Annotated in this window: 18 protein-coding genes; 12 read left to right on the top strand and 6 right to left on the bottom strand. The window is 38.1% G+C overall.

Annotated features, from left to right (window positions below):
- From AAC037_RS01020 to AAC037_RS01010, 3 genes are all read left to right on the top strand, one after another.
- Nucleotides 1–513, top strand: a 513-nt coding sequence (locus AAC037_RS01020; protein ID WP_339900979.1) for a UvrB/UvrC motif-containing protein, incomplete at its 5' end; no start/stop codon positions are given.
- Nucleotides 514–954, top strand: a complete 441-nt coding sequence (locus AAC037_RS01015; protein WP_339900977.1) for a hypothetical protein — start codon at nucleotides 514–516, stop codon at nucleotides 952–954.
- A gap of 7 nt (nucleotides 955–961) precedes the next feature.
- The gene (locus tag AAC037_RS01010; RefSeq protein WP_339900976.1) at nucleotides 962–1,606 is read left to right on the top strand and encodes an ATP-binding protein; all 645 of its coding nucleotides are present in this window, start codon (nucleotides 962–964) and stop codon (nucleotides 1,604–1,606) included.
- Here AAC037_RS01010 and AAC037_RS01005 read toward each other — a convergent pair.
- Nucleotides 1,590–2,105, bottom strand: a complete 516-nt coding sequence (locus AAC037_RS01005; protein WP_339900975.1) for a regulatory protein RecX — start codon at nucleotides 2,103–2,105, stop codon at nucleotides 1,590–1,592. The two genes, AAC037_RS01010 and AAC037_RS01005, sit on opposite strands and share 17 nt — an antisense overlap.
- A gap of 73 nt (nucleotides 2,106–2,178) precedes the next feature.
- Between AAC037_RS01005 and tpiA the strand changes: the two genes are divergently transcribed.
- Both tpiA and prmA read left to right on the top strand, forming a co-directional pair.
- Nucleotides 2,179–2,940 carry a triose-phosphate isomerase gene (gene tpiA / locus AAC037_RS01000; RefSeq protein WP_339900973.1) on the top strand — a complete coding sequence of 254 codons (762 nt, stop codon included), beginning with the start codon at nucleotides 2,179–2,181 and terminating at the stop codon, nucleotides 2,938–2,940.
- A 276-nt stretch (nucleotides 2,941–3,216) separates the two neighbouring features.
- On the top strand, nucleotides 3,217–4,062 hold the full coding sequence (gene prmA, locus AAC037_RS00995; protein WP_339900971.1) for a 50S ribosomal protein L11 methyltransferase: 846 nt from the start codon (nucleotides 3,217–3,219) through the stop codon (nucleotides 4,060–4,062).
- Nucleotides 4,063–4,343: 281 nt separating this feature from the next.
- Here prmA and AAC037_RS00990 read toward each other — a convergent pair whose 3' ends face one another.
- Nucleotides 4,344–5,723: a hypothetical protein gene (locus AAC037_RS00990; RefSeq protein ID WP_339900970.1), complete on the bottom strand. Its 1,380-nt coding sequence runs from the start codon at nucleotides 5,721–5,723 to the stop codon at nucleotides 4,344–4,346.
- Nucleotides 5,683–6,495, bottom strand: coding sequence for a glycogen/starch synthase (locus tag AAC037_RS00985; protein WP_014019376.1), 813 nt, complete (start codon nucleotides 6,493–6,495; stop codon nucleotides 5,683–5,685). The genes AAC037_RS00990 and AAC037_RS00985 overlap by 41 nt, the downstream gene beginning before the upstream one ends.
- Nucleotides 6,496–6,622: 127 nt before the next feature.
- Here AAC037_RS00985 and panC point away from each other — a divergent pair, with 127 nt between their 5' ends.
- The 6 genes from panC to AAC037_RS00955 all read left to right on the top strand — a co-directional run bounded on the left by panC (nucleotide 6,623) and on the right by AAC037_RS00955 (nucleotide 12,060).
- Nucleotides 6,623–7,480 (top strand): pantoate--beta-alanine ligase, encoded by an 858-nt coding sequence (panC, locus tag AAC037_RS00980; RefSeq protein WP_339900967.1) that lies wholly within the window; start codon nucleotides 6,623–6,625, stop codon nucleotides 7,478–7,480.
- Between the two features lie 8 nt (nucleotides 7,481–7,488).
- Nucleotides 7,489–7,836 carry an aspartate 1-decarboxylase gene (gene panD, locus AAC037_RS00975; protein ID WP_339900966.1) on the top strand — a complete coding sequence of 116 codons (348 nt, stop codon included), beginning with the start codon at nucleotides 7,489–7,491 and terminating at the stop codon, nucleotides 7,834–7,836.
- The gene (locus AAC037_RS00970; protein WP_339900964.1) at nucleotides 7,833–8,822 is read left to right on the top strand and encodes a lysylphosphatidylglycerol synthase transmembrane domain-containing protein; all 990 of its coding nucleotides are present in this window, start codon (nucleotides 7,833–7,835) and stop codon (nucleotides 8,820–8,822) included. The genes panD and AAC037_RS00970 overlap by 4 nt, the downstream gene beginning before the upstream one ends.
- A gap of 40 nt (nucleotides 8,823–8,862) precedes the next feature.
- Nucleotides 8,863–9,555 carry a zinc metallopeptidase gene (locus tag AAC037_RS00965; protein WP_339900962.1) on the top strand — a complete coding sequence of 231 codons (693 nt, stop codon included), beginning with the start codon at nucleotides 8,863–8,865 and terminating at the stop codon, nucleotides 9,553–9,555.
- Nucleotides 9,556–9,849: 294 nt separating this feature from the next.
- Nucleotides 9,850–10,989: an acyl-CoA dehydrogenase gene (locus AAC037_RS00960; RefSeq protein ID WP_339900961.1), complete on the top strand. Its 1,140-nt coding sequence runs from the start codon at nucleotides 9,850–9,852 to the stop codon at nucleotides 10,987–10,989.
- Nucleotides 10,990–11,130: 141 nt separating this feature from the next.
- Nucleotides 11,131–12,060, top strand: coding sequence for an AraC family transcriptional regulator (locus AAC037_RS00955; protein WP_339900959.1), 930 nt, complete (start codon nucleotides 11,131–11,133; stop codon nucleotides 12,058–12,060).
- Here AAC037_RS00955 and AAC037_RS00950 read toward each other — a convergent pair.
- Genes AAC037_RS00950 through AAC037_RS00940 form a run of 3 tightly spaced genes read right to left on the bottom strand, consistent with a single transcriptional unit; the run spans nucleotide 12,043 to nucleotide 13,476 of the window.
- Complete coding sequence (locus tag AAC037_RS00950; protein ID WP_339900957.1) at nucleotides 12,043–12,828, bottom strand: geranylgeranylglyceryl/heptaprenylglyceryl phosphate synthase; 786 nt, start codon at nucleotides 12,826–12,828, stop codon at nucleotides 12,043–12,045. The genes AAC037_RS00955 and AAC037_RS00950 overlap by 18 nt on opposite strands.
- On the bottom strand, nucleotides 12,809–13,135 hold the full coding sequence (locus AAC037_RS00945; protein WP_339900956.1) for a hypothetical protein: 327 nt from the start codon (nucleotides 13,133–13,135) through the stop codon (nucleotides 12,809–12,811). The genes AAC037_RS00950 and AAC037_RS00945 overlap by 20 nt, the downstream gene beginning before the upstream one ends.
- Nucleotides 13,132–13,476 carry a phage holin family protein gene (locus tag AAC037_RS00940; protein WP_339900954.1) on the bottom strand — a complete coding sequence of 115 codons (345 nt, stop codon included), beginning with the start codon at nucleotides 13,474–13,476 and terminating at the stop codon, nucleotides 13,132–13,134. The genes AAC037_RS00945 and AAC037_RS00940 overlap by 4 nt, the downstream gene beginning before the upstream one ends.
- Before the next feature lie 247 nt (nucleotides 13,477–13,723).
- On the opposite strand from AAC037_RS00940, the gene AAC037_RS00935 reads away from it, so the two are divergent.
- Nucleotides 13,724–14,398: a DsbA family oxidoreductase gene (locus AAC037_RS00935; protein ID WP_339900953.1), complete on the top strand. Its 675-nt coding sequence runs from the start codon at nucleotides 13,724–13,726 to the stop codon at nucleotides 14,396–14,398.
- Nucleotides 14,399–14,533: the final 135 nt, after the last annotated feature.

The following is a 14,533-nucleotide window of genomic DNA, read 5'->3' as shown; positions in this document are numbered from 1 at the left end:
GATTTACCTGAAGTGGCCTTGGTCGCAATTTTAGATGCTGACAAAGAAGGCTTTTTAAGAAATGAAAGGAGTCTGGTTCAAACCATTGGCCGAGCGGCAAGGAATGCCGACGGGAAAGTTATCATGTACGCGGATAAAACCACGGAAAGCATGCGATTATCCATTGATGAAACCAACAGAAGGAGAGCAAAGCAACATGCTTATAATGAAGCCAATGGCATTACTCCAAAAACCGTCATTAAGTCACATGACAGGATTATGGGACAAACCAAAGTTGCTGACAGTAAACGAAACGCCAAAGTATATGTGGAAAATAATCCGGAAGAGATGGATGTCGCCGCAGATCCGGTGATTCAATATTTGAGTAGGGAAAAGCTCGAAAAACTAATCACCCAAACTCAAAAAAGAATGGAAGCTGCTGCAAAGGAATTGAACTTTATGGAAGCTGCCAGGTTACGGGATGAATGGATGGGACTGAAGAAAAGACTGGAAACTATTAACCTTGGTAAATAAATGAAAATAATTAAATGCATTGTCCTAATTGCAGGAGTGTTAGTAATCAATACTGGGGGACTAAAAGCGCAGCAAGCAGGTGGTAGTTTTTTGGTTAGCATGGGAGTTGATTTAATAAGGACTGATTTGAATAAGGTATTAGAAAGGGCACAGTTTGGTGCTGAGGTCAATTATTTCTACTTGCACCAATTGTCTTTTTCCGGAGGTTATGAATACAATATCAACCATCCCAATCAGGTAACTGCCGGCTTAAGGTATTACCCTTTAGAGCCTGTATTTCTCCGTGCTCGAGCACTGCTAGGAAATGGAGCAGATTTTGGCCTTGGAGCGGGGTATACCTATAATTTAAGCTATAGGATGCGACTGGAAGGAATGACAGATTATTATGTTCAACGAAAAGCAATTGGCATTAGGGTTGGACTTGCAGTATTAATCAAATAAACAAAAAATGACCACCATACAGGACATCACAAAACTAGCTCAAAAAGGAGAAGGCCTGCATGTAGAATTCAAAAAGAAAGCAGCTCATCCGGAAAAGATCGTTAAAGAAATCATAGCGATGGCGAATACGGACGGAGGTCATCTATTGCTTGGTGTTGACGATGATGGAACCGTAAGTGGTCAACGGCACATTGAGGAAGAAGTATATGCAATGGACAAGGCCATCAAAGAATTGATTCATCCTCCTATACAGCTTACCTGCACCGTGAAGGCGCTCAACCAAAAAAAAGGTGTAGCTATTTACAAAATAGAAAAAAGTGCTTCAGCCCCCCATTATTTGCGCGAAGGAAAAAAGAAAAAAGCCTATGTCAGAGTAGCTGACAGAAGCATTCAAGCCAGCAGGGAAATGTGGGAAATTATGAAAAGGAAAAACAATTCGAACAATGTTATTTTCAAGTATGGAAAAAAAGAAGAGCTTTTGATGAAGGCCTTGGCCAATCAACCCTACATCACCTTAAAAGAATTTATGAACATGGCTAGGATTCCTGTTTATATTGCCTCCAAAACACTAGTAAAATTAGTTGTAGCCAATGTTTTGGAGGTAATGCCACAAGAATCAGGGGACAGGTTTAAAACTAAAGCTCATCTTTAGTTTTAAACTGTTCCAATATTTCCCATACAAGATCCGATTCAAAGCCTCTAAATATCAAAAATCGTCCAACTTTAGATTTCTTTTTATACAAATCGCTCTCATGGGTGAGCTTCCACTTCCTTTCTGCTAGGTGAAGCAAGGTATCATGGTATTCTTCAGGCTGCAATAATTCAAGTCCTTCCTGAACCAATTGGTCCGAGATCCCTCTCATTTTGAGTTCTTGTCGAATCCTCACCCTTCCCCAACGTTTCAAATTAAACCTCCCTTTAACGAAACTTCTCACAAAGCGCTGCTCATTGATGAAATCCTGCTCGATCAAATTTTGTAGAATTTTTTCTTTTTCATCTTCCTCTAAATCGATTTCATCCAGTTTGGTCACAACTTCAGAAATAGCTCGCTCCTGGTAGGCGCAATAAGCAGCTATTTTTTTTAAAGCTTTTGAATAGCTATTGTTCTTTTTTGAACCTGAAACCGAATTTCCTTTTTCTGGAACTGACATTTTACGTAATTTTAGCTTTTGGTATATTAACGGGATAATCCTGACCAAATATATAAATCTAAATAGAAATATCATGCGAAAAAAAATTGTTGCAGGAAACTGGAAAATGAACTGCTTACTTGAAGAAGGCCAAAAACTTACTTCTGAAATAGTAAACATGATAAAAGATGAGCCAATTAAGGACGTCAAAGTAATATTGAACCCTCCATTTGTACATTTATATGGCGTTAAAAAACTTATCGCAGGAGTGGACAGCATTGCTCTTGGTGCTCAAAATTGCTCAGACAAAGAGGCCGGTGCCTATACTGGAGAAACATCCGCAGCCATATTGGGTTCATTTGGTGCTGAATATGTTATCATTGGCCACAGCGAAAGAAGATCAATGTTTAACGAAAGCAATGAATTGTTGACAGAAAAAACAAAGCAAGCACTTTCAAATAACTTAACACCAATTTTCTGCTGTGGAGAGCCTTTGGAAATCAGAGAAGCAGGTACACATGAAGACTATGTAAAAGCACAGCTTACCGAAAGTTTATTTGGGTTTAGTGAAGATGAAATAAAAAAATTAGTCATTGCCTACGAACCAATTTGGGCAATTGGAACAGGTAAAACCGCTTCATCTGAGCAGGCGCAAGACATGCATGCTGCTATCCGCAAGCATCTTTCTTCCAAATATGGAGAAGCTGTGGCTGAAGAAATTTCTATTTTATATGGTGGAAGCTGTAAACCCAGTAATGCAAAAGAAATTTTTTCTAAAGCAGATGTGGATGGAGGATTAATAGGCGGTGCTTCATTAAAATCCCGAGATTTTGTTGACATTGCAAAATCCTTCTAAGTACCAATCTTTATTTAACTCCGATTATGCAATAGGGTTGATGATGCCTATACTGAGTTTTCTCAGGTAGGTTTACAATCGTAAAAAATCAGACTGTTTGGAGATTTTAGCATAGCATTGCTATGGTGAAACCTCCAAATAGTACCTATTAACCTGACTTTAAACACCTTCCGTTTGTTATTGTAGTTCTAGTGCATAATTTAAGTAAAGAGAAATTGCCCAGACATTGGTTTGTCAGGGCATTTTTATATTTTTCAAATTAAAAAAATCCAAGCAATGGAATACCTGGAATTTAAAATCAGCTGTAAGGAAGAGTATCGGGAAATTTTAATGGCAGAATTGGCAAATATAGGTTTTGATTCCTTTCTGGAAACAAATAAAGGATTTGACGCCTATATACCACAAGAAGACCAGGACGAGCAATTGTGGCAGGAGGTCATTTCTAGGTATCAGGAGGAAGCAGCAATTAAAATTGAAGCAGGTATTCTTGCCAAAATTAACTGGAATGAAGCTTGGGAAAAGAACTATGATCCAATAGCTGTAGCAGACAAGGTATACGTGCGAGCTACTTTTCACCCATCCAAATCAAGGGAATTCAAAAATGAGATTGTAATCAACCCAAAAATGTCTTTTGGAACAGGCCATCATTCCACCACCTACCTGATGTTGGAATGGCAAAATGAAATCAAACATACAGGTAAAGTGGTAATGGATGCCGGTTCAGGCACAGGCATTTTGGCGATCATGGCAATGAAGCTAGGTGCAAAACGGGTTACAGCATTTGATATTGATGAATGGAGCGTGGAAAATGGAAAAGAAAACTTTGAAATCAATAGTTTTGACTCACTTGAAATGCAAACCGGGAACATCAGTTCTGTAAGGACCGAAGAAGCCTATCACCTGATTCTTGCCAATATAAACAAGAATGTACTATTAGATGAAATGGAAGCCTATGCCAAACACCTATTGGCCGGAGGGCAATTGCTATTAAGTGGGTTTTATGAATCAGACATTACTGACATTAGTGAAAAAGCCAAAAATTATGGCTTGAGCCTTGTAGGTAAAAAAGTACGAAATAAATGGACTTCAGTGCTGTTTAAAAAGGAGGGGGTGAAAAGCTGAAGGCAAGCAGCTCATTTACAATATTCTTAAACCTTAATTATTTCTCAGGTTTCTAAAAAGACATTGTAAATACATGTAGAAAAGGATATTCGGAGAGTTTAGCATAGCGTCCTGTTTGGTTAAATCTATCTACGCTCAGAAGGAAACTAAGCAGCAGAGAACCGACTAATATTAAGTAATATAAACACCTAATCGGTTACCAATTGAGGATAAAAACACTGATCCCCTTACAATTTCCTAGGGGAAAACATTTGCAAGGGGATCAGGAACAGGATTAATATTTACCTTATTCTCGAGTAATAAATCTTCAATTTCATCTGATCTTTATCCACGACAAATTCTTTTAGCGATCGTTTGAAAGCATCAAAAGTCACCACCCCACTTTCAGTATTGGGCGTATTTGGGTACAAAAACAAATCTGTCTTAACCAGACCCGAACGATACATGGCATCCACATATGAAGTGATCTGATTGGAATACACTCGCATTTCAGTATTGAATGCCAAGCCATTTTGGTTGGAGGTGAAAGGAACAACATTCCCATCTTGGTCTAAGCCTGTTTGGGTATTATTTTCTCCTTGTACTGCCACCTTAACTCCATCAAACCTTCTATAATACTCACCACCTTCAGCAAAGTACATGACAAGCGCCCCGTAAGGATTTTTCCCCTCAGGGTATTCATCCACAGGACCTACTTCAAGCAATATTTGGTTAAAGGTGACATTTTCAAGAGTGTCCAAAAACTCATGTAAAGGACTCATGTCGAGTTTTGTCAACATACCCAATCCTGCTTTCACTCCCACTTTATCACCGGCTATATCATAGGCCACGTTGGTATCTGTAATTACTTCAGTAGGAGTTCCCTGAGGATCGTTTATCACTTGATTAAAGTGTCTGGACTGTATGGTATTAATGGGATAAGCTGTTGAAACAGTATCGTCTTCATAGTGGTAATACATGGTAATACCAGTTCCACTCCCAATGGCCAAAGAAATGGATGTATTTTGGGAAGGATCACCTTTGATAACTATACCGGGAAAGTATTCCCTAAAAGCAAATATATTATCAAATACAGGGTCCTGAGAGGTAAGCTTTCCAAATAGTTCTGCAGCGAAATCCTCCTTGAGATCCATGCTTACCTTATTGACCGTGTCAGGAGTCAATAGGAAAGAGCCTTCGGCCAAAATTTCCTCCTCATCAAAATCGAGTGAATTGAAGCTATAGTAGGTAGTATCCTCGATGGCCTCTAAAAGTCGATGAACCCTAAAATCTTTAGCTTCATCAAAATCTTCACCTATAAGGTCAACAATGTTAAAGTCAAATATGGCGGAATCAAATATGGCATTGTCTTCCGGCAAAACTCCATTGGGATTAAAGGACAATCTACTGTAACCAATTGATTCCGTAGTACCAAAAAGATCGCTATGATCCCCACCTACCACTAACCTACTCTGATTTGTTGTATTGAAAGAATCTTCCAACACCATAAAAGAAGAAAGGGGTATTTCTTCATAGAAAACCCCTATCTGGTTGGAGCCGGGATCCAGTACCAATCCAATTTCGGATGGGTCTGAACAAGCTCCTGCAAAAATAACAATTGAGCACAGGGCCCCGAGGAATTTAACCTGCAAGGTCTGTATAGATATTGTAATAGCTTTCAAAAAGCTCGTCTTGTTCATCACTATTAATTTCAAACTGTTTGTCTTTAGAAGATTCTTGAATCATGGCAGTCAGGCTTTCGGAAATATCCTCTCCTTTAACGACAACATCAGCATACTCCATCCCCAATTTCAAAAACCCTTCATAGTCTTTGGACTTCAATGGAGCCAGAAGCTGGTCGTCAATATCCACCATTTTTATCTTTTCGAATAAATCGTCCCCAAATTTATGACTAAATCCGTTATTATAAATAGCATATACGGATTTTGTTTCTTTGAAAAGGGGCTCATTCTTATAAGTTGTCTTCAGGTACAAAGGAATAAGGCTTGTCATCCAGTCATTACAGTGAACCACGTCGGGTGCCCAACCTAACTTTTTAACGGTCTCTAGCACTCCTTTGCAGAAGAAAATGGCTCTTTCGTCATTGTCTTCATAAAATTTATCCTGTTTGTCAAAGAAAACGCTTTTTCTCTGAAAATAGTCTTCGTTGTCAATAAAATATACTTGCAATTTAGCATTTGGAATTGAAGCAACTTTAATTATCAGGGGTTTCTCTTCTTCGCCTACGGATATATTAATACCTGAAAGTCTTACAACCTCATGCAACCTATTCTTTCTCTCATTAATCAACCCAAATCTTGGAACCAAAATTCGAATTTCCATTCCTTTTTCTTGCATTGCTTGAGGCAGTGCTCTCACAAAATTAGCGACCTCTGAAGTTTGAAGAAATGGATTAATTTCGCTTGCTACGTAAAGGATACGAAGTTTAGACATATCGTGTGTGTTTTATTAAGGGATATAACGGGACTACAAATTTACAAAAAAATCGCCAATTCCCATTGTTTTTATTCAGAATAATATACTTTTGCACCTATTTTCCTATTCCACTTCAAAACGAGCTTTGGAAATACTCAAAACGATATCTTCTGTAAAACAGCATTTAAGGACCTTAAAAACCCAAAATAGGGCCGTTGGATTGGTGCCTACTATGGGAGCATTGCATCAAGGACATTTGGAATTGATACGGCAATCGAAAAAACAAACAGACATCACATTTGTATCCATTTTTGTCAATCCTATTCAGTTTAACAACCCAGAAGATCTTCAAAAATACCCCAGAACTTTATCCTCCGATTTGGAAATATTAGCCAATGAAGGTGTTGACATGGTATTTACTCCTTCTGAAAGCGAAATGTATCCCCATGCAGTAATGATGGAATTTGATTTTGGTTCCATGGAACAAGTATTGGAAGGCCGTTTTCGCCCGGGACATTTCAATGGAGTGGCTATAGTCGTTTCTAAACTGTTCCATATTTTGCAGCCGGATATTTCGTTTTTCGGGCAAAAAGACATTCAGCAAGTTGCTGTGATTCAAAGAATGGTCAACGATCTCTCCTATCCTATAAAAATCGAAGTGGTCCCCACCATGAGAGAGGCAGATGGACTGGCCATGTCATCGAGAAACCAAAGGTTAAGTAAAGAGGGAAGGGCCTTGGCTTCAATTCTCTATAAGGTTTTATCCAAATGTAAAGATGAACTTTTAAGGGGTGAGCAATGGTTACACATAAAAAATAAGGTCATTCAGGAAATGCTTGAACCACTTGATATAAAATCAGAGTATTTAGAACTCGTAGAACTAAGTAGTTTTTCTCCTGTCAATAATCTAACACCAGAAAAGCCATATGCTGTTTGTATAGCGGCACATATTGAAGAGGTACGATTAATAGACAACATCATTATACGTACTGACCATATATAACTAATGACATGCAAATTCAGTTATTAAAATCAAAAATCCACAGGGTAAAAATTACCCAAGCAGAACTACATTATGTTGGTTCTATCACCATTGATGAAACATTAATGGAGGCAGCGAATATAATTGAAAACGAAAAAGTTCAAATTGTAAACATTAACAATGGCGAACGCCTGGAAACTTATGTAATCAAAGGAGAGCGGGATTCGGGACAAATTTGTCTAAACGGACCGGCCGCAAGAAAAGCGCAGGTAGGAGATGTAATCATCATTATTTCCTATGCAACGATGGATTTTGAAGCAGCAAAAAAATACAAACCAACCATTGTTTTCCCGGATGACCAAAACAAATTGATTTGAGCAATAAGTTAAAAAACGGTTTACGCGTAACCGTTTCTTTGGTGGTTGCACTTTTGATTTTCTATTTCCTTTATAAGGATATAGAAAGCGAAGTATTTTTGGAAGCCCTCAAAGGCACCAACATTTTTTTGTTTGCCACTGCAATGTTTATTGGATTAATTGGTTTCTGGTTAAGGGCATGGAGATGGAAAAGGCTAATTGCCACCAACGAAACCATTTCATTGAAGACAAGTCCAATTTTTTGGTCCTTGATGTTTGGCAATGTGGTCAACCTAATCTTTCCAAGAGCAGGTGAGGTGGCCAGATGTGGGGCGGTTAGAAAAAACTACCCCATAGATTTTGGGAAAATTTTCGGCACTGTTGTTTTAGAAAGAACAATAGATATGCTCTTTATGCTATTGATGATGGCTTTGGCCTTTATTTTTGAAGGGAGGATATTTTTAAAAATTCTGAAAAACTTGGTTTCCATTTCTGCACTCAAAAACCTGGTCTCAGACTACCTCTTTTTGGCCATCTTACTTTTTTTAGGCACAATGGCCCTGGCTTTTGTCCTCTATCAACAATTTAAAAAAACTGCCTTTATAGGTAAACTCATCCAGTTTATCAGACATTTTGTCAGTGGGCTAAAAACCCTTTTTCAAATGGAAAACAAAGTCGGGTTTTGGCTAGCCACATTCTTAATTTGGATCATTTACTTTTTAATGATGTACTGGATGGCCTTATCAGTACCTTCAACAAGCTCATTGTCAGCTACTTCTATCTTAATGGTACTGGTAATGGGAAGCATAGGTATGATCGCACCTGTTCAGGGAGGCATAGGTACATTTCACGCCATGGTGGCTTTCATTTTGTTATTCTATGGTATACCTGAAACTCAGGGCAAGGTATTTGCGATGTTGGCTCATACCTCTCAAATGATAATTGTTTTAATTTTCGGAGGAATTAGTTTTCTTTACCTTTTTAGAAAAAAGCAAGAAACATTATAAAAGTAAAAACGTAATAGAAGGAAAATAAGCAATATAAAAAATGGGAATCATATTAATAGTAGTTGTATTCGCAATTCTCGGTTATGTGGTAAGTAACAAGCTGAAGAATAAGTTTAAGAAATACTCACAGGTTTCTTTGAAAGCAAATCTTTCCGGTAAAGAAATTGCAGAACTCATGTTGGCGGATCACAATATCCACAACGTTTCTGTAAATTGTGTGGAAGGACAACTTTCTGACCATTATAATCCAATGAATAAAACCGTAAACTTAAGTACGGATGTTTACTATGGACGAAATGCCGCCGCAACAGCTGTAGCCGCCCACGAATGTGGTCACGCTGTTCAACATGCCAGTTCTTACGCTTGGTTAAAACTGAGGTCAGCGCTAGTACCTATTCAAAATATAAGTGGTAAAATATTGAACGTAGTGTTGATCGCCTCTCTTTTTGGAGGAATTGCCTTGTTTGGCTTGCCGTATGAGGCTGTTGGTGTGGTGGTAGTAGGCGCTTATAGTATGCTTACTTTGTTCAGTGTAATCACTTTACCGGTGGAATTTGACGCAAGCAACCGAGCACTTGCCTGGGTCAAGCAACGCAATATCGTGACACCTGAAGAGTACGGAATGTCCAAAGATGCATTGAAATGGGCTGCGATGACTTATGTGGTTGCCGCTTTGGCTTCTATGGCCACACTAGCCTATTATATGTTTATCTTTTTTGGAAATAGAGATTAATAAACTAAAATTTATTTAAATTTTTAAAGGGGCAGCGTTGCCCCTTTTTTATTTTTTGAGTATAACTATATAAGAGAAAAGGGTTTGTGAATAATTCGCCTTGTAAAAAAGTGAAATTACTACTAATAAAGGTTTACTATTTGTTTATAGGTAATTGTCAAAACATTTAGCAAAACGCTCCTGTGAACAGGTCTTAAACTACTAGAGGTCAGGGAAAGGCATTCAATTAACCTTTTGGGAATTAGTTTCTTTTTCTCCTAATGAATGGATTTGTAACTAGAAAAATTCAGGAATATGGATTTCAAACTAAATGAGGAACAGCAGGCCATCAAAGAAGCTGCTTCGGCTTTTGCTAAAACAGAACTATTACCGGAAGTCATAGAAAGAGACATTAAGTGCAAATTCCCGAAAGCACTGGTAACAAAGATGGCAGACATGGGTTTTATGGGCATGATGGTTTCCCCAACCTATGGAGGAGGTGGTATGGACACCCTGTCTTATGTAATTGTTCTGGAGGAAATCGCCAAAATAGATGCCTCTGCAGCTGTGATCATGTCTGTTAATAATTCTCTTGTTTGTTGGGGTTTGGAAAAATATGGAACTGAAGCTCAGAAAAAGAAATACTTAAACCCACTGGCTTCCGGAAAATCCTTAGGTGCTTTTGCTTTGTCAGAGCCGGAGGCTGGTTCAGATGCCACCTCACAAAAAACCACTGCTGTGGACAAAGGAGACCATTACCTGCTAAATGGGACAAAAAACTGGATCACCAATGGTTATTCTGCTGATTACTATCTGGTCATTGCACAGACCAATAAAGAAAAAGGCCATCAGGGAATATCTGTATTTATTGTAGAAAGAGATTGGGAGGGATTTGAGGTCGGTAAAAAGGAAGACAAACTAGGGATAAGAGCTTCTGACACTTGCTCTTTAATGTTTACTGACCTAAAAATTCCTAAAGAGAACCGAATTGCAGAAGAAGGCTTTGGTTTTAAGTTTGCTATGGAGACATTAAATGGTGGTAGAATTGGTATTGCAGCCCAGGCACTTGGTATAGCAGCGGGCGCCTTAGATTTATCCATCAAATACGCACTGGAAAGAAAAACCTTCGGAAAAACCATCAGTGAGCATCAAGCCATACAGTTCAAATTGGCAGACATGGACACTGAAATTGAAGCCGCCCGATTACTTTGTTACAAAGCAGCCTTTAAAAAAGACAATAATGAAGATTATGTTAGGGCAAGTGCAATTGCCAAATTGTACTCTTCGAAGGCAGCTATGAAAACCACCATTGAAGCCGTTCAAATTCATGGGGGTTATGGCTATGTGCGTGAATACCACGTTGAACGAATGATGAGAGATGCAAAAATAACTCAGATATATGAAGGCACCTCTGAAATTCAGAAAATAATCATATCCAGAAAGCTTTTAAGCTAATTGTAATAGTAGTGAAGAATTAAAAATATATAGTAATTTTCATATCGGAATTTAGTTTATTCTAATTTTTTATTGGAAATTGTCATAATAAATCAGAAAAAAAATATACTTTTACAAAAAATAACTCTAAATGCACTAATCATGGAATATTACAATAAAGTGATAGAGTCGGTTGGAGTAAGGTACGTGAAAGGCAATAACTTCAAAATTGAACGACCTGTAACCATCACCGACTATACAGATTCTGAAAACACAGCCATCCTTCTTCACAGGGGCTCGCTAAATTATGGTGAAGACCAGGAATCTGTAAACGAAGGGGAAATTCTTTTTATTCCAGCAAGCAGGCCTACAAGGGTATCTTTTGGAACCGTTACTAAGAGGAACGAGACCAATAATGATAACTTTTTGGAAAACAAAAAGAAATACCTTCAGACCATAAGCTTCAAAAACATCAAAAATCTGGATGATGATTGTATCACCACGGTTACTTTTGAAGCAAAAGTATTCGATGTTGTTAATTTCTTTAATTCTTTAGGAATACCCGCATTTGTAATAAGATTCAATGACCGAATTGCTTCGATAATTGAAGATGTAGTGAAAGAATCTGAACAAAATACCCCGGGTAAAGAAAGAGTAATCAAGTTGTATACTGAATTGCTTGTAGTAGAATTGGTCCGCCATATTCTTAAAAACAGGTTATTCGTAGAAGAGTTATCTACAAACAGCACCTATTTCAAAGATCCTCGATTGATTGATATGTTCAACTATATCAAAAAGAATATAGGTGGTGACTTATCTAACAAAGTTTTAGCAAAGGTGGCCAATGTTTCTGAAGATTACGTTGGCCAATACTTTAAAATGCTGACAGGAATCAATCCTCAGGATTATATCGAATACCAAAGAATGGAAGCGGCAGTTGAATTATTACGTACCACCAAGAAAAGTATTCGTGACATAGGAAAAGAAGTGGGCTATAAAGACACCGCCTATTTCTGTAGGCGATTTAAGATGATGTATGGCCTTCCTGCAGGAAAAATGAGAAGAAGAGAGTCGCTAATTAACGTTCAGTGACGAATTATAGATTTTAGCATAATGCAAAACCTCAGTGATCAAGCTGGGGTTTTTTTCTGCCCCATTCCCAATAACCAATACATCTGCTCCCGCAGCCCATGCAGCTTTGGCTGCTTCCAGAGATCGAATTCCTCCTCCTACCATCAAGGGACATTCCACTTGTTCACTTACCGCCTTTATCATTTTTTGAGAAACAGGGTTCTTTGCACCGGAACCGGCATCAAGGTAAAAGATGGGCAAACCCAAGTATTTGCCTGCCAAAGCCGTGGCTGCTGCAATATCCGGCTTGTTATGAGGGATCGGGATCGTTTGGCTTATGTATTCCACACTGGTACCTACACCACCATTTACCAGCATGTACCCCACAGGCAATATTTCAAGATTACTTTTTGCCAAGGTAGGTGCAGCCAAAACATGCTGACCAATCAATAGCTCCGGGTTTCTTCCGGAAATCAATGATAGAAACAAAATGGCATCGGCTTCCTCAGAAATCTGCATGACACTTCCGGGAAATAATACAATGGGTACATTACTTTTGCTTACTTCCCTTAATCTTCGCAAGCACTGATCTAGCCTTTTGGCATTTACTAAGCTTCCCCCTACAAAAAAAAAGTCAATTGTAAGGCCATGTGAAAGTTGATTCAATAGATCCAGAGAAGGTTGTTTGTCTAGCTTTTCCGGGTCTATAAGCAGTGCCAAGCCTTTCTCCCCTTTAATCTTCTTTTCTATAAGGAGCTCGCGCAGATCATTAATTCGATTCTTCTTCATTACCTACCTGGGCCATAACCACCTCCATTAATTTTGCTTTGCCTACCCCTACTAACATCCAAAACAACCTACTTCTTAAATTCCCTAAAAAGCTATAAGGTTTCTTACCTTTTTTTTTCTTCTTGGCCACTTTTTTCTTACGCTTACCTCCCAATTGATTGACAGTATAAACGGCCAATACCCCTCCTATTATTGCCAAGCCACCAACTTTTAAATACACCTGTGAATCTTGTTTAAAAAGCTGGAGTTGCTTTTCCAAAGTCTGTTCTAATTCTTCTGACTGTTTTAATAATTCCTCTTTCATCATTCTCCTTTTTTACCTTTAAATAAAAAAACATACCTGAAAAGAGAATTTTTGAGTATGCTCTGAAAGCCCCCTGCGTTTCTCAAAAGATACAATAACAGAAATATAAAAGTGTAAATGCCCGTTACCATCAAAAATCCAATGGAACTGCTACCATATAACTCACTGAAGTAAAACGCCAAAGCAATACTTCCAAAGAGTAAAATAAAAGAAGCAGAAATAATCATTAGCACCATAACTGCTACTCTTGCCACAACAGAACTAATTTTATCAGTAATTTCAGCTTTTATGATGTTTACCCTTACTTCTATTAATTTTTTTATCGTTGTAATGATCTCATTCATACAAACTTAGGGGTTGAATTAACAATTTATTAAATGGGATAGTCAAGTTACTATATTTTAAAGCAAAAACCTTGCAGAAAATCCTGCTTCTTGCAGAAAGGATATCTTCTGAGGGTTAGTTTATTCAACTACAAAGAAAAATAAATTCTCCTTAAATAAATATCCACAACTCCAGAACCGAAGCCAAAGCAGAAGTGTTGTAGTGGAATTACAACCTCCTCAAAAATTGCGGATAAAAAAAACTACCATGCAAAAGAAAATGAAAGTTGAAATCTGGAGTGATGTGGTTTGCCCATTTTGCTATATCGGTAAACGTAGATTTGAAAAAGCCCTGGCTAATTTCAGCCAAAAAAATCAGATTGAAGTGATCTATCGAAGTTTTCAGTTAAATCCCGATATTCAAACGGATACCAATAAATCTGTGGAGCAATACCTTGCTGAAAGCAAAGGCGTTACTCTAAGCAAAGCAACTGAAATGACCCAATATGTCACTGATCAGGCAGCATTAGAAGGGCTGGATTTCCAAATGCAGAATGCAGTGGTCGCTAACACTTTCAGGAGCCACAGAATATTACAGCTTGCCTTGACCCAAGGGAAACAACAAGCAATGAAAGAGCGCTTACTTGAGGCTTACTTTATAGAAGGCAAAAACATAGACGACATGGGTATTTTATCCAACTTATCCTCTGATGTAGGCCTTACAAATGTTGAAGAAATCACAAAAACCGACACCTTCTCTGATGAAGTAAAAAGGGATATATTAGCATCTAAGCAAATGGGGATTCAAGGGGTGCCATTTTTTGTATTCAATCGAAAATATGGTATTAGTGGAGCCCAGGAAACCAAGGTTTTTGCTGAGGCAATCAATCAATCTTTTCTGGAATGGAAGGAAGAAAGCCTCCAATCTCAAGAAGGTATTTAAAACCTAAGCAATGGGTTTTACCATCCGCTGATTCCGTCTTCAGAAGCAGTCTTGATAACAAAGCCTACTTTTATAAGTTATCATTGAATAAATTGGCAATTGGTAACAAAAACCCACTTGAAAACAGTGGAAATA

This window comes from uncultured Cyclobacterium sp. (genome assembly GCF_963976465.1).
Taxonomy (GTDB): Bacteria; Bacteroidota; Bacteroidia; order Cytophagales; family Cyclobacteriaceae; genus Cyclobacterium.
This window is presented reverse-complemented; position numbering and strand designations above follow the sequence as displayed.

Coding starts and splice junctions, on each gene's coding strand:
- prmA (WP_339900971.1), top strand. CDS start 3,217: ATGGAATACCTGGAATTTAAAATCAGCTGTAAGGAAGAGTATCGGGAA.
- AAC037_RS01015 (WP_339900977.1), top strand. CDS start 514: ATGAAAATAATTAAATGCATTGTCCTAATTGCAGGAGTGTTAGTAATC.
- AAC037_RS00955 (WP_339900959.1), top strand. CDS start 11,131: ATGGAATATTACAATAAAGTGATAGAGTCGGTTGGAGTAAGGTACGTG.
- AAC037_RS00940 (WP_339900954.1), bottom strand. CDS start 13,476: ATGAATGAGATCATTACAACGATAAAAAAATTAATAGAAGTAAGGGTA.
- AAC037_RS00935 (WP_339900953.1), top strand. CDS start 13,724: ATGCAAAAGAAAATGAAAGTTGAAATCTGGAGTGATGTGGTTTGCCCA.
- AAC037_RS00985 (WP_014019376.1), bottom strand. CDS start 6,495: ATGTCTAAACTTCGTATCCTTTACGTAGCAAGCGAAATTAATCCATTT.
- AAC037_RS00945 (WP_339900956.1), bottom strand. CDS start 13,135: ATGATGAAAGAGGAATTATTAAAACAGTCAGAAGAATTAGAACAGACT.
- AAC037_RS01010 (WP_339900976.1), top strand. CDS start 962: ATGACCACCATACAGGACATCACAAAACTAGCTCAAAAAGGAGAAGGC.
- panD (WP_339900966.1), top strand. CDS start 7,489: ATGCAAATTCAGTTATTAAAATCAAAAATCCACAGGGTAAAAATTACC.
- AAC037_RS00950 (WP_339900957.1), bottom strand. CDS start 12,828: ATGAAGAAGAATCGAATTAATGATCTGCGCGAGCTCCTTATAGAAAAG.
- AAC037_RS01005 (WP_339900975.1), bottom strand. CDS start 2,105: ATGTCAGTTCCAGAAAAAGGAAATTCGGTTTCAGGTTCAAAAAAGAAC.
- AAC037_RS00960 (WP_339900961.1), top strand. CDS start 9,850: ATGGATTTCAAACTAAATGAGGAACAGCAGGCCATCAAAGAAGCTGCT.
- tpiA (WP_339900973.1), top strand. CDS start 2,179: ATGCGAAAAAAAATTGTTGCAGGAAACTGGAAAATGAACTGCTTACTT.
- AAC037_RS00965 (WP_339900962.1), top strand. CDS start 8,863: ATGGGAATCATATTAATAGTAGTTGTATTCGCAATTCTCGGTTATGTG.